This window comes from Streptomyces sp. NPDC048338 (genome assembly GCF_043201055.1).
Taxonomy (GTDB): domain Bacteria; phylum Actinomycetota; class Actinomycetes; order Streptomycetales; family Streptomycetaceae; genus Streptomyces.
Genome location: NZ_JBICYQ010000001.1, coordinates 330789 through 343990, shown reverse-complemented (window position 1 = coordinate 343990; position 13202 = coordinate 330789). Strand labels below are relative to the sequence as shown.

General features: G+C 71.5%; 10 protein-coding genes. All 10 read left to right on the top strand.

All coding sequences use genetic code 11. From position 1 onward, the window contains the following. The first annotated feature begins 4 nt into the window (after positions 1-4). The 10 genes from ACGFZF_RS01590 to pgeF all read left to right on the top strand — a co-directional run bounded on the left by ACGFZF_RS01590 (position 5) and on the right by pgeF (position 13192). Positions 5-2017, top strand: a complete 2013-nt coding sequence (locus ACGFZF_RS01590) for a penicillin-binding transpeptidase domain-containing protein (RefSeq protein WP_393550997.1) — start codon at positions 5-7, stop codon at positions 2015-2017. 16 nt (positions 2018-2033) lie between these two features. Further along, on the top strand, positions 2034-3683 hold the full coding sequence (locus ACGFZF_RS01585; protein WP_393550514.1) for a UDP-N-acetylmuramoyl-L-alanyl-D-glutamate--2,6-diaminopimelate ligase: 1650 nt from the start codon (positions 2034-2036) through the stop codon (positions 3681-3683). A gap of 3 nt (positions 3684-3686) precedes the next feature. Then, positions 3687-5111 (top strand): UDP-N-acetylmuramoyl-tripeptide--D-alanyl-D-alanine ligase, encoded by a 1425-nt coding sequence (gene murF, locus ACGFZF_RS01580; RefSeq protein WP_393550512.1) that lies wholly within the window; start codon positions 3687-3689, stop codon positions 5109-5111. Next, positions 5108-6178, top strand: coding sequence for a phospho-N-acetylmuramoyl-pentapeptide-transferase (gene mraY / locus ACGFZF_RS01575; protein ID WP_147977605.1), 1071 nt, complete (start codon positions 5108-5110; stop codon positions 6176-6178). The genes murF and mraY overlap by 4 nt, the downstream gene beginning before the upstream one ends. Then, on the top strand, positions 6160-7617 hold the full coding sequence (gene murD / locus ACGFZF_RS01570) for a UDP-N-acetylmuramoyl-L-alanine--D-glutamate ligase (protein WP_393550509.1): 1458 nt from the start codon (positions 6160-6162) through the stop codon (positions 7615-7617). The genes mraY and murD overlap by 19 nt, the downstream gene beginning before the upstream one ends. Positions 7618-7672: 55 nt before the next feature. Then, positions 7673-9013: a putative lipid II flippase FtsW gene (gene ftsW, locus ACGFZF_RS01565; RefSeq protein ID WP_393550507.1), complete on the top strand. Its 1341-nt coding sequence runs from the start codon at positions 7673-7675 to the stop codon at positions 9011-9013. A 6-nt stretch (positions 9014-9019) separates the two neighbouring features. Continuing rightward, on the top strand, positions 9020-10114 hold the full coding sequence (murG, locus tag ACGFZF_RS01560) for an undecaprenyldiphospho-muramoylpentapeptide beta-N-acetylglucosaminyltransferase (RefSeq protein ID WP_356603296.1): 1095 nt from the start codon (positions 9020-9022) through the stop codon (positions 10112-10114). Positions 10115-10142: 28 nt separating this feature from the next. After that, positions 10143-10955 (top strand): cell division protein FtsQ/DivIB, encoded by an 813-nt coding sequence (locus ACGFZF_RS01555; protein ID WP_393550504.1) that lies wholly within the window; start codon positions 10143-10145, stop codon positions 10953-10955. A 280-nt stretch (positions 10956-11235) separates the two neighbouring features. Then, positions 11236-12450 carry a cell division protein FtsZ gene (gene ftsZ / locus ACGFZF_RS01550; RefSeq protein ID WP_393550502.1) on the top strand — a complete coding sequence of 405 codons (1215 nt, stop codon included), beginning with the start codon at positions 11236-11238 and terminating at the stop codon, positions 12448-12450. Positions 12451-12460: 10 nt separating this feature from the next. After that, positions 12461-13192, top strand: a complete 732-nt coding sequence (pgeF, locus tag ACGFZF_RS01545) for a peptidoglycan editing factor PgeF (RefSeq protein ID WP_393550499.1) — start codon at positions 12461-12463, stop codon at positions 13190-13192. The last annotated feature ends 10 nt before the right edge of the window (positions 13193-13202 follow it).

The window sequence follows — 13202 nt, the reverse complement described above, 5'->3', positions numbered from 1 at the left end:
CGCTGTGCCTCCCAAGGAGCCCCCGCGCCGGCGGGTGCCCGGCCCCGCCCGGCCCGCGTCCTCCCGGTCCGGCTCCGCCGGCCGCGGCGCCCGACCCGCGCCACCGCGTGCGGGCGCGCCGCGTTCGGGCGGGTCCCGCGCGAGCGCGCCACGCCGGCCCGCCTCCCGGCCCCCGGCCAGGCCGCGCACGATCCGGCTCGGCAGCCCCAAACCCCGGCTGCGGCTGGTCTCCCTGGGGCTGACCCTGGTGATGCTGGTCTTCGTCGTCCGGCTGCTCCAGGTGCAGGCCGTCGACGCCAGCGCGTACGCCGCCAAGGCCGAGAAGCACCGCTACCAGGAGTACACGCTCTCCGCCGACCGCGGCGAGATCACCGACCGCGCCGGGATCGCCCTCGCGGCGAGCGTCGACGCCTACGACATCACCGCCGACCCCAAGCTCTTCACCCCCGAGGACAGCAAGGTCCGCGACGCGCCGGAACAGGCCGCCGCCCTCCTCGCGCCGCTCCTCGGCAAGGAACCCGCCGAACTCGTCGGGAAGCTCCGTACCCCCAAGTCGCGCTACGTCATGCTGGCCCGCAAGCAGACCCCGCAGGTCTGGAAGCAGATCAAGGACCTCAAGAAGGTCTACGAGCAGAAGGCCAAGGTCTCCCAGGGCGGCAACGGGATCAACCTGCTCGCCGGCATCATCAGCGAACCCAGCACCAAGCGCGTGTATCCCAACGGCGAACTCGCGGCCGGGATACTGGGCTACGTCAACGCCGAGGGCCGCGGCGCCGGCGGTCTGGAGTCCATGCTCGACGCGGAACTCGCCGGCAAGGACGGAAAGATCCGCTACGCCCAGTCCGGGGGCCGCAGGGTGCCCACCGCCGGCTCCAAGGGCACCCCGGCCGTGCCCGGCTCGGACATCGAGCTGACCATCGACCGGGACGTCCAGTGGGCAGCCCAGCAGGCGATCACCGAGCAGGTGCGCGCGTCCCGGGCGGACCGCGGCTACGTGATAGTGCAGAACACCCGGACCGGCGAGGTGCTGGCCATGGCCAACGCCCCCGGCTTCGACCCCAACGACCTGTCCGCGGCCAACGCCACCGCGATGGGCAACGCGTCCCTCCAGGACGCCTACGAGCCCGGCTCCACCAGCAAGGTGATGTCCATGGCCGCGGTCCTGGAGGAGGGCGTGGCGAGCCCGGACACCCACGTCACCGTCCCCAACCGGCTGCACCGCGGCGACCGGCTGTTCAAGGACGACATCGACCACCCCACCTGGTACCTGACGCTCAACGGCGTCCTCGCCAAGTCCAGCAACATCGGCACGATCCTGGCCACCGGCCAGCTGGGCAGGAGCCAGGCGGAGTCCAACCAGGTCCTCTACTCGTACCTGCGCAAGTTCGGCATCGGCAGCCCCACCGGGCTCGCCTACCCGGGGGAGACCCCGGGGATCCTCGCCAAGCCCAAGGACTGGTCGACCTCGCAGCAGTACACGATCCCCTTCGGCCAGGGCCTGTCCGTCAACGCCATGCAGGCCACCTCGGTCTACTCGACCATCGCCAACGGCGGTGTCCGGATCGAACCCACGCTCGTACGCGGCACCAAGGGACCGGACGGCCGCTTCACCCCCGCCCCCGCCCCGAAGCAGACCCGGGTGGTCAGCGCCAAGACCGCCAAGACCCTCGCGCAGATGCTGGAGTCGGTGGTCGGCAACGAGGAGGGCACCGGCACCAAGGCCCGCATCCCCGGCTACCGGGTGGCGGGCAAGACCGGTACGGCCAACCGCGTCGACCCCGAACTCGGCCGCTACAAGGGCTACACCGCCTCGTTCGCGGGCTTCGCGCCCGCCGACGACCCCCAGATCACGGTCTACTGCGCCATCCAGAACCCGACCAAGGGCAGCTACTTCGGCGGCCAGATCTGCGGACCCATCTACAAGAAGGTCATGGAGTTCGCCCTCAAGACGCTCCATGTGGCCCCGACGGGCATCGCGCCCGCCCGGCTGCCCGTGACCTTCGCCGCCAGCGAGTGACGACCCGGGAGCACCAGTGACCACGATCACCCCCGATTCCGGGAACCGGAAATCGAACTCCGGCGACGTCCGGGCCTCTTTTGGCCCCGCGGCGGGTACGCCCGGTACGCTCACCGCCGTGCCACACGCTGATCAGTACCGAACCGCCCCGCCCCGTCCGGAGCAGGCCCGCCCCACACCCCTGGGCGATCTGGCCACCCGGCTCGGCATCGAGACTCCCGGCACCGGCGACGTCTCGGGCATCACCCACGACTCCAGGGCGGTACGTCCCGGGGACGTCTACGCGGCCCTTCCCGGTGCCCGGCTGCACGGCGCCGACTTCGCCGCCCAGGCCGCCGGACTGGGTGCCGCGGCGATCCTCACCGACCCGTCCGGCGCCGACCGCGCCGCCGCGACCGGGCTGCCGGTGCTCGTCGTGGCGGACCCGCGCGGCCGCATGGGCGAGCTGGCCGCCGAGATCTACGGCCGGCCCGGTGAGGACCTCCTCCAGATCGGCATCACCGGCACCTCGGGCAAGACCACCACCGCCTACCTCGTCGAAGGCGGACTCCGGGCGGCCGGCCACGCGACCGGCCTGGTCGGCACGGTCGAGATGCGGATCGGCGACGAGCGCATCAAGTCCGAGCGCACGACCCCCGAAGCCACCGACCTGCAGGCCCTGTTCGCGGTCATGCGCGAACGCGGCGTCGACGCGGTGGCCATGGAGGTCTCCAGCCACGCCCTCGTGCTCGGCCGGGTCGACGGCTGCGTCTTCGACGTCGCCGTCTTCAACAACCTCAGCCCGGAGCACATGGAGTTCCACTCCGACATGGAGGACTACTTCCGGGCCAAGGCGCAGCTGTTCACGCCCGAGCGCAGCAGGCAGGGCGTGGTGAACCTCGACGACGACTACGGCCGCCGGCTGGCCGGCGAGTCCTCCGTCCCCGTCGTCACCTTCTCCGCCACGGGCGACCCGGGAGCCGACTGGCGCGCCGAGGACGTCGTCCTCGGCGCCGCCGAGTCGACCTTCACCGTCGTCGGCCCGAAGGGCGAGCGGATCTCCGCCACCGCCCCGCTGCCCGGCCCCTTCAACGTCGCCAACACCCTCGCCGCGATCGTCACCCTCGCGGTCGCCGGGACCGACCCGCAGACCGCCGCGGACGGCGTGGCCGCCGTGCCCGGCGTCCCGGGCCGCCTGGAGCGCGTCGACGCGGGCCAGCCCTACCTGGCCGTCGTCGACTACGCCCACAAGACCGACGCCGTCGAATCGGTCCTGCGCTCCCTGCGCGAGGTCACCGAGGGCCGGCTCCACGTCGTGCTCGGCTGCGGCGGCGACCGCGACACCACCAAGCGCGGCCCGATGGGCGCCGCGGCGGCCAGGCTGGCCGACACCGCCGTACTGACCTCCGACAACCCCCGCTCCGAGGACCCGCTCGCGATCCTCGTCGCGATGCTCTCGGGCGCGGCGGAGGTGCCCGCGGACGAGCGCGGCGACGTCCTGGTCGACGCCGACCGGGCCGCGGCCATCGCCGCGGCCGTCGCGCGTGCCCGGCCCGGCGACACCGTGCTCGTGGCGGGCAAGGGCCACGAACAGGGCCAGGACATCGCCGGGGTGGTCCGCCCCTTCGACGACCGCCGGATCCTGCGCGAAGCGATTGAACGCAGCCTCAAGAACAGTCAGGGATAAGTAGTGATCGCCCTCTCCCTCGCCGAGATCGCCGAAATCGTCGGCGGGCAGTCGTACGACATACCGGATCCGGCCGCGCTGGTCACCGGTCCCGTCGTCATCGACTCCCGCGAGGTGAAGACCGGCAGCCTCTTCGCCGCCTTCGCCGGCGAGCACGTCGACGGCCACGACTACGCGGTGCGCGCCGTCGAGGCGGGCGCGACAGCCGTCCTGGCCGCGCGCCCCGTCGGCGTGCCCGCCATCGTCGTGGCCGACGTCCAGAGCGCCCTCGGAGCCCTCGCCCGCGCGGTCGTCGAACGCCTCGGCACCGACGTCGTCGCGCTCACCGGCTCCGCCGGCAAGACCTCCACGAAGGACCTGATCGCCCAGGTCCTCCAGCACCACGCCCCCACCGTGTGGACGCCCGGCTCGCTCAACAACGAGATCGGGCTGCCGTTGACCGCGCTGCGCGCGGGCGACGACACCCGGCACCTCGTCCTCGAGATGGGCGCCCGGGGCATCGGCCACATCCGCTACCTCACCGGACTGACCCCGCCGCGCATCGGACTCGTCCTGAACGTGGGGACCGCCCACATCGGCGAGTTCGGGGGCCGCGAGCAGATCGCCCAGGCCAAGGGCGAGCTCGTCGAGGCCCTGCCGCCGGCCGACCAGGGCGGCGTGGCGGTCCTCAACGCCGACGACCCCCTCGTCCGCGCCATGGCGTCGCGCACCCGCGCGCGCGTGACGCTGTTCGGAGAGTCGGACGAAGCGGCCGTACGTGCCGAGAACGTCCGGCTCACAGCGAACGGACAGCCCTCTTTCAAGCTCCACACACCCACCGGGTGCAGTGACGTGACCTTGCGCCTGTACGGTGAGCACCACGTGTCGAACGCGCTCGCCGCGGCCGCCGTCGCGCACGAGCTGGGCATGCCCGTCGAGGAGATCGCCACCGCGCTCTCCGAGGCAGGGACCCTGTCGCGCTGGCGCATGGAGGTCACCGAGCGTTCGGACGGCGTGACGATCGTCAACGACGCCTACAACGCCAACCCCGAGTCCATGCGGGCCGCCCTGCGCGCGCTCGCGGCCATGGGGCGGGCGGCTCAGGCCCAGGGGGGCCGGACGTGGGCGGTGCTCGGCAGGATGGCCGAGCTCGGTGACGCGTCGCTCGTCGAGCACGACGCGGTCGGACGGCTCGCCGTCCGGCTCAACGTCAGCAAGCTCGTGGCGGTCGGGGACAGGGAAGCGTCCTGGTTGCAACTGGGCGCTTATAACGAGGGTTCGTGGGGTGAGGAGTCGGTGCACGTGTCCGACGCGCGGGCGGCGATCGACCTGTTGCGCAGTGAGCTGCGCCCGGGAGACGTCGTGCTGGTGAAGGCGTCCAGGTCGGTAGGCCTCGAACAGGTCGCCCTGGCACTGCTCGACTCCGAGAGCGAGGTTTCCGGCCGATGAGGCAGATCCTCTTCGCGGGGGCCATCGGGCTCTTCCTGACCCTGATCGGCACCCCGCTGCTCATCAAGCTCCTGGCGCGCAAGGGGTACGGGCAGTTCATCCGCGACGACGGCCCGCGCGGCCACGCCGGCAAGAAGGGCACGCCCACCATGGGCGGCATCTCCTTCATCCTGGCCACGCTCATCGCGTACGCGCTCGCCAAGGTCATCACCGGCGAGGACCCGACGTACTCGGGCGTGCTGGTGCTCTTCCTGATGGCCGGCATGGGCCTCGTCGGCTTCCTCGACGACTACATCAAGATCGTCAAGCAGCGGTCGCTGGGCCTGCGGGCCAAGGCGAAGATGGCCGGCCAGCTGATCGTCGGCATCGCCTTCGCCGTGCTCTCGCTGCAGTTCGCCGACCTGCGCGGACTCACCCCGGCCTCCACCCGGCTCTCCTTCATCACCGACTTCGGCTGGGCCATCGGACCGGTGCTGTTCGTGGTCTGGGCGCTGTTCATGATCCTGGCCATGTCCAACGGCGTGAACCTGACGGACGGCCTGGACGGCCTGGCCACCGGCGCGTCGGTGATGGTCTTCGGCGCCTACACCTTCATCGGGCTCTGGCAGTTCCAGGAGTCCTGCGCCAACGCCATGACGCTGACCAACCCGAACGCCTGCTTCGAGGTCCGCGACCCGCTCGACCTCGCGGTCGTCGCCTCCGCCCTGATGGGTGCCTGCTTCGGCTTCCTGTGGTGGAACACCTCGCCCGCCAAGATCTTCATGGGTGACACCGGATCCCTGGCGCTCGGCGGCGCGCTCGCCGGCCTCGCCATCTGCTCGCGCACCGAGCTGCTGCTCGCCCTGCTCGGCGGGCTCTTCGTGATGATCACGATGTCCGTGGTCATCCAGGTCGGCTCCTTCAAGATGACCGGCAAGCGCGTCTTCCGGATGGCTCCCCTCCAGCACCACTTCGAGCTCAAGGGGTGGTCCGAGGTCCTGGTCGTCGTCCGGTTCTGGATCATCCAGGGCATGTGCGTGATCGTGGGCCTGGGCCTCTTCTACGCGGGATGGGCAGCCGAAAAGTGAGCACGGATCAGCAGGTCTCCGACTGGCAGGGCAAGCGCGTCACCGTCGCCGGGCTCGGCGTGAGCGGCATCCCCGCCGCCCGCGTCCTGCACGGCCTCGGCGCGGTCGTGACCGTCGTCAACGACGGCGACGACGAGCGCTCCCGGGCGCAGGCCGCCGAGCTGGAGGCGGAGGGCATCGCCGTCCGCCTCGGCGACGGGGCGACCCTGCCGGAGGGCACCGAGCTGATCGTCACCACGCCGGGCTGGCGCCCCGACAAGCCCCTGTTCGCCGCCGCCGCCGAGGCGGGCGTCGAGGTCTGGGGCGACGTCGAGCTGGCCTGGCGGCTCCGCGGCCCCGGGGCGGCCCCCTGGCTCGCGGTCACCGGCACCAACGGCAAGACCACGACCGTCCGGATGCTCGCCTCGATCCTGGAGGCGGCCGGACTGCGGACCGCCGCCGTGGGCAACATCGGCGTCTCGCTGCTCGACGCCGTCCTCGACCGGGAGACCTACGGCGACCTCGACGTCCTCGCCGTGGAACTCTCCAGCTACCAGCTCCACTGGGCGCCCTCGCTGCGCGCCCACTCGGCCGCCGTGCTCAACCTGGCGCCCGACCACCTCGACTGGCACGGCTCCATGGAGGCGTACGCCGCCGACAAGGGCCGGATCTACGAGGGCAACACCGTCGCCTGCGTCTACAACGCGGCGGACAAGGCCACCGAGGACCTGGTCCGCGAGGCCGACGTCGAGGAGGGCTGCCGGGCGATCGGCTTCACCCTGGCCACCCCCGGCCCCTCGCAGCTCGGCGTCGTCGAGGGCATCCTGGTCGACCGCGCCTTCGTCGAGAACCGGCAGAAGCAGGCCCAGGAGCTGGCCGAGGTCGCGGACGTGAACCCCCCGGCCCCGCACAACATCGCCAACGCCCTGGCCGCCGCCGCCCTGGCGCGCGCCTACGGCGTGGAGCCCAGGGCCGTACGGGACGGGCTGCGGGCCTTCCGCCCCGACCCGCACCGCATCGAACTGGTCGAGGAGATCGAGGGCGTCGTGTACGTCGACGACTCCAAGGCCACCAACACCCACGCGGCGGAAGCCTCGTTGGCGGCCTACGACCCGATCGTCTGGATCGCCGGCGGCCTCGCCAAGGGGGCCACGTTCGACGAGCTCGTCAGCCGGTCGGCCAAGAGGCTGCGCGGCGTCGTGCTGATCGGCGCCGACCGCGAGCTGATCCGCGAAGCCCTGGCGCGACACGCCCCCGAGGTCCCGGTGGTGGACCTCGACCGGACCGACACTGGGGCGATGTCCGCGGCGGTCCGCGAGGCGTCCGGCCTCGCCCGGCCCGGAGACACGGTCCTGCTGGCCCCGGCCTGCGCCTCGATGGACATGTTCGCCAACTACAACAAGCGGGGCGAGGCGTTCGCGGACGCGGTCCGTTCCCTCGCCACGACCGGGCGCGCCTGACCTGACCAGCAAGGAGGTCCGGCGGAGCCGGGCACGACTGGAGGGGACAGCGACCATGCCGAGCAGAATCGTGGGGACCCGTCGGCCGTCCGCCGCACGCGGCGCCGGCCGCACCCCGGCGCCGCCGCGCACGCCACGCGCCGGCGGAGTGCGGCGGACCTTCGAGCAGGCCCGCCGCGCCTGGGACCGGCCACTGACCGCGTACTACGTGATCTTCGGGGCCGGGCTGCTCATCACCACCCTCGGCCTGGTGATGGTCTACTCGGCGTCGATGATCACGGCGCTGCGCTACGACCTGGTCCCCTCGTACTTCTTCCGCAAGCAGTTCTTCGCCGCGATCCTCGGTGCCGCGCTGCTCCTGGTGGCCTCCCGGATGCCGGTCCGGCTGCACCGCGCGCTCGCCTACCCGATCCTCGTCGGCGCCGTCTTCCTGATGGTGCTGGTGCAGATCCCGGGGATAGGGCACGCGGTCGGCGGCAACCAGAACTGGATCTCCCTGGGCGGCCCGTTCATGCTCCAGCCCAGCGAGTTCGGCAAGCTCGCGCTGATCCTGTGGGGCGCCGACCTGCTGGCCCGCAAACAGGACATGAGGCTGCTGACCCAGTGGAAGCACATGCTCGTGCCGCTGGTCCCGGTGACCTTCATGCTGCTCGGGCTGATCATGCTCGGGGGTGACATGGGCACCGCGATCGTGCTCAGTGCGATCCTCTTCGGCCTGCTGTGGACGGCGGGCGCGCCCACGCGGCTCTTCGTCGGCGTGCTCGCCTTCGCCGGCGGGATCGGCTTCCTCCTGATCAAGACCAGCGAGAACCGGTTGAAGCGGTTCGCCTGCATCGGTGCCACCGACCCCGGCGGAGAGGGTGCTCCCTGTCTGCAGGCCGCACACGGCATCTATGCTCTGGCATCAGGCGGATGGTTCGGTTCCGGCCTCGGTGCAAGTGTGGAAAAATGGGGCCAACTACCCGAAGCGCACACTGACTTCATCTTCGCCGTCACCGGGGAGGAACTGGGCCTGGCGGGGACGCTGTCGGTACTCGCCCTGTTCGCGGCTCTAGGCTATGCGGGTATCCGCGTGGCCGGAGGCACGGAGGACCCCTTCGTGAGGTACGCCGCGGGAGGTGTGACCACGTGGATCACGGCCCAGGCCGTGGTCAACATCGGTGCGGTGCTCGGTCTGCTGCCGATCGCCGGGGTCCCGCTCCCGCTGTTCTCCTACGGGGGATCGGCCCTGCTGCCGACCATGTTCGCCGTCGGGCTGCTGATCGCCTTCGCGCGACAGGAACCCGCCGCGAGAGCGGCCCTGGCCATGCGGCGCCCCACCTGGGGGAAGCGGGCCGGGATGAGATGGAAGTCGATGCGACGGCGTGTCAAGAAGCGTCCGTCCGGAGAGCGGTGAATTTCGGTGCATGTCGTACTCGCCGGCGGGGGGACCGCCGGCCACATCGAGCCGGCGCTGGCCCTCGCGGACGCCCTGCGCAGGCAGGACCCGAGCGTGGGGATCACGGCGCTCGGCACGGAGAAGGGTCTGGAGACCCGTCTCGTGCCCGAGCGGGGCTATGAGTTGGCCCTCATCCCCGCCGTCCCGCTGCCGCGCAAGCCCACCCCCGAGCTGATCACGGTCCCCGGGCGGCTGCGCGGCACCATCAAGGCGGCCGAGCAGATCCTGGAGCGCACCAAGGCGGACTGCGTGGTCGGCTTCGGCGGCTACGTGGCCCTGCCGGGCTATCTGGCCGCCAAGCGGCTCGGAGTGCCGATCGTGGTCCACGAGGCCAACGCGCGGCCCGGCCTGGCCAACAAGATCGGGTCCCGGTACGCGGCCGGGGTCGGCGTCGCCACGCCCGACTCCAAGCTCCGCAACGCCCGCTACATCGGCATCCCGCTGCGGCACACCATCGCCACCCTGGACCGCGCCCGCATGCGCCCGGAGGCGCGCGCCGCGTTCGGTCTCGACCCGAACCTGCCGACCCTGCTGGTCTCCGGCGGCTCGCAGGGCGCCCGGCGGCTCAACGAGGTCATCCAGCAGATCGCTCCCGTGCTCCAGCGCTCGGGGATCCAGATCCTGCACGCGGTGGGCCCCAAGAACGAAGTGCCGCGCGTCGACAACATGCCCGGTATGCCGCCGTACGTACCGGTACCGTACGTGGACCGGATGGATCTCGCGTACGCCGCGGCCGACATGATGCTCTGCCGCGCGGGCGCCATGACCGTCGCCGAGCTCTCCGCCGTCGGGCTTCCGGCCGCGTACGTCCCGCTGCCCATCGGCAACGGTGAACAGCGGCTCAACGCCCAGCCGGTGGTCAAGGCCGGCGGCGGACTGCTGGTCGACGACGCGGAGCTGACGCCGCAGTGGGTCCAGGGCAACGTCCTGCCCGTCCTCGCCGATCCGCACCGGCTGTACGAGATGTCCCGCGCCGCGTCCGAGTTCGGCCGCCGGGACGCCGACGAGCTGCTCGTCGGCATGGTGTACGAGGCGATCGCCGCCCACCGGCAGGGATAGGGCGGCAGCGGAAGGCAGGGGACGCCAGGTGGCAGCCGGACCGACGACAGCCGAGAAGAGCGGCGCGAGCAAGCCGGAGGGGTCGTCGGACCGGTCGCCCCGCCCGGGTATCCGGAATCGCCCGGAGGGGCGTTTCCGGGTCCCGGGGCCGCGGTTGCTGATGATCGCCGTTGCCCTCGTCCTGCTCGTCGCGAGCGGGACCTGGGCGCTCTACGGCTCCTCGTGGTTCCGGGTCGAGCAGGTCACGACATCCGGCACCCAGGTTCTGACGCCGCGTGAAGTGGAGGCGGTCGCGGCCGTTCCGGTCGGGGCTCCGCTCGTCTCCGTCGACACCGATGCGATCACGTCGCGACTGCTGCGGGGACTGTCCCGGATCGACACCGTCGAGGTCGTCCGTTCCTGGCCGCACGGAATCGGTCTGAAGGTGACGGAACGCAAGCCGGTCCTCTTGCTGGAAAAGGGCGGAAAGTTCATCGAAGTGGACTCCGTCGGAACGCGATTCGCCACGGTGGACCGCGCGCCGCGCGGAGTGCCGAAACTCGTCCTGGACGTCCCCGCCTCCCCGAGCCTCCGCCGCTTCGACGCGGACCGGCTGCTGCTCGAAGCGGTGGGCGTGACGGGCGAACTCCCGGAGAAAGTCGCCCGGGACGCTCGTGTCGTACGCGTCGCCTCGTACGACTCCATCACTCTGGAGCTCAGCGGGGGCCGTACGGTCTTCTGGGGAAGCGGCGAGGACGGCGAGTTCAAAGCGCGCGTACTGGTCGCTTTGATGAAAGCAACCCCCAAAGCGGGGCACTTCGATGTAAGCGCCCCCACAGCCCCTGCGGCAGCCGGGAGTTGACCTTCATCGTCGCTGGCCAGGACCCTGGTTGGCCAGCGCTACGGGTGATCACATAGGGTGAAAAGAAAAACGGGAGGTTCGGCGTGTTCGTTGAACGTGCGCCACTTGTCGACTTAGTGTCCTGTTCGGAAGAGTCCAGCGAACAGAGACACTGGTAACCCTAAACTTCAACGTTAGGGTTTGGGTCGGCGTTTCGGACCGTCCCAATCGGCATCCGTCGTCGCAGCGCGACTACCACCGCGAAGCGGCGACACGTAACTCGAGGCGAGAGGCCTTCGACGTGGCAGCACCGCAGAACTACCTCGCAGTCATCAAGGTCATCGGTGTCGGCGGCGGTGGTGTCAATGCCATCAACCGAATGATCGAGGTCGGTCTCAAGGGCGTCGAGTTCATCGCCATCAACACGGACGCGCAAGCGCTGTTGATGAGCGACGCCGACGTCAAGCTCGACGTCGGTCGTGAACTCACCCGGGGCCTCGGCGCCGGGGCCAACCCGGCCGTCGGCCGCAAGGCGGCAGAGGACCACCGTGAGGAGATCGAGGAGGTCCTCAAGGGGGCCGACATGGTCTTCGTCACCGCCGGCGAAGGCGGCGGCACCGGCACCGGCGGCGCGCCCGTCGTCGCCAACATCGCGCGCTCGCTCGGCGCCCTGACGATCGGTGTGGTCACCCGGCCGTTCACCTTCGAGGGCCGCCGTCGCGCCAACCAGGCGGAGGACGGCATCGCCGAGCTCCGCGAAGAGGTCGACACCCTCATCGTCATCCCGAACGACCGGCTGCTCTCGATCTCGGACCGTCAGGTCTCCGTGCTCGACGCCTTCAAGTCGGCCGACCAGGTGCTGCTGAGCGGTGTGCAGGGCATCACCGACCTCATCACCACCCCCGGTCTGATCAACCTCGACTTCGCCGACGTCAAGTCGGTCATGTCCGAGGCCGGTTCGGCGCTCATGGGCATCGGCTCCGCCCGCGGCGACGACCGCGCGGTGGCCGCCGCGGAGATGGCGATCTCCTCGCCGCTCCTGGAGGCCTCCATCGACGGCGCCCGCGGCGTGCTGCTCTCCATCTCCGGTGGCTCGGACCTCGGTCTCTTCGAGATCAACGAGGCCGCGCAGCTGGTGAGCGAGGCCGCCCACCCCGAGGCCAACATCATCTTCGGCGCCGTCATCGACGACGCCCTGGGCGACGAGGTGCGGGTCACGGTCATCGCGGCCGGCTTCGACGGCGGCCAGCCGCCGGCCCGCCGGGACAACATCCTCGGCTCGGCCTCGGCCAAGCGCGAGGAGTCGACCCCGGCGCCGCGCGTCACCGAGACCCAGCGCCCGCTGGGCGGACTCGGTACGGTCACGCCGCGGGAGGAGCCGGCCGCGCCGGCCGAGCCCCTGCCGTCGGTCAACGAGTCCCCGGTTCAGCCGCCCGTACCGCCGGCGGTCCCCTCCGCCCGTCCCTACCCGGACACGCAGGCGGAAGAGCTGGACGTCCCGGACTTCCTGAAGTGATCCGGTCGACGTGATAGGGCAGCACGACCACACGAGCGGCGCGCACTTCGCCTTCACCGACAGGTGGGGCGGGGTGAGCGCCGTTCCGTACGAGGAGCTGAACCTCGGCGGCGCGGTGGGGGACGACCCCGCCGCCGTCCTGGCCAACCGGGCGCGAGTCGCCGCGGCCCTGGGGCTCGACCCGGCGCTGGTCGTCTGGATGAACCAGGTGCACGGCCCCGACGTCGCGGTGGTCGACGGCCCCTGGGCCGCGGACCGCGAGATCCCGTCGGTGGACGCGCTCGTCACCGCCCGGCGCGGACTCGCCCTGGCGGTCCTCACCGCGGACTGCACCCCCGTCCTGCTCGCCGACCCCGTCGCCGGGGTGGTGGCCGCCGCCCACGCGGGGCGGCCCGGCATGGTGGCCGGGGTCGTCCCCGCGGCGGTGAAGGCGATGGTCGATCTCGGCGCGGAGCCCTCCCGCATCACGGCCCGGACGGGGCCCGCCGTCTGCGGGCGCTGCTACGAGGTCCCGCGGGAGATGCGGGCCGAGGTCTCCGAGATCGAGCCGGCCGCGTGGGCCGAGACCTCCTGGGGCACCCCGGCCGTCGACGTCACCGCCGGAGTGCACGCCCAGCTCGAACGGCTCGGGGTCCTGGACCGGCGGGCCGACGGGATCTGCACCCGCGAGTCGGGGGACCACTACTCGTACCGCCGCGATCGCACCACGGGGCGACTCGCGGGATATGTCTGGTTGGACTGAGAGAGACATG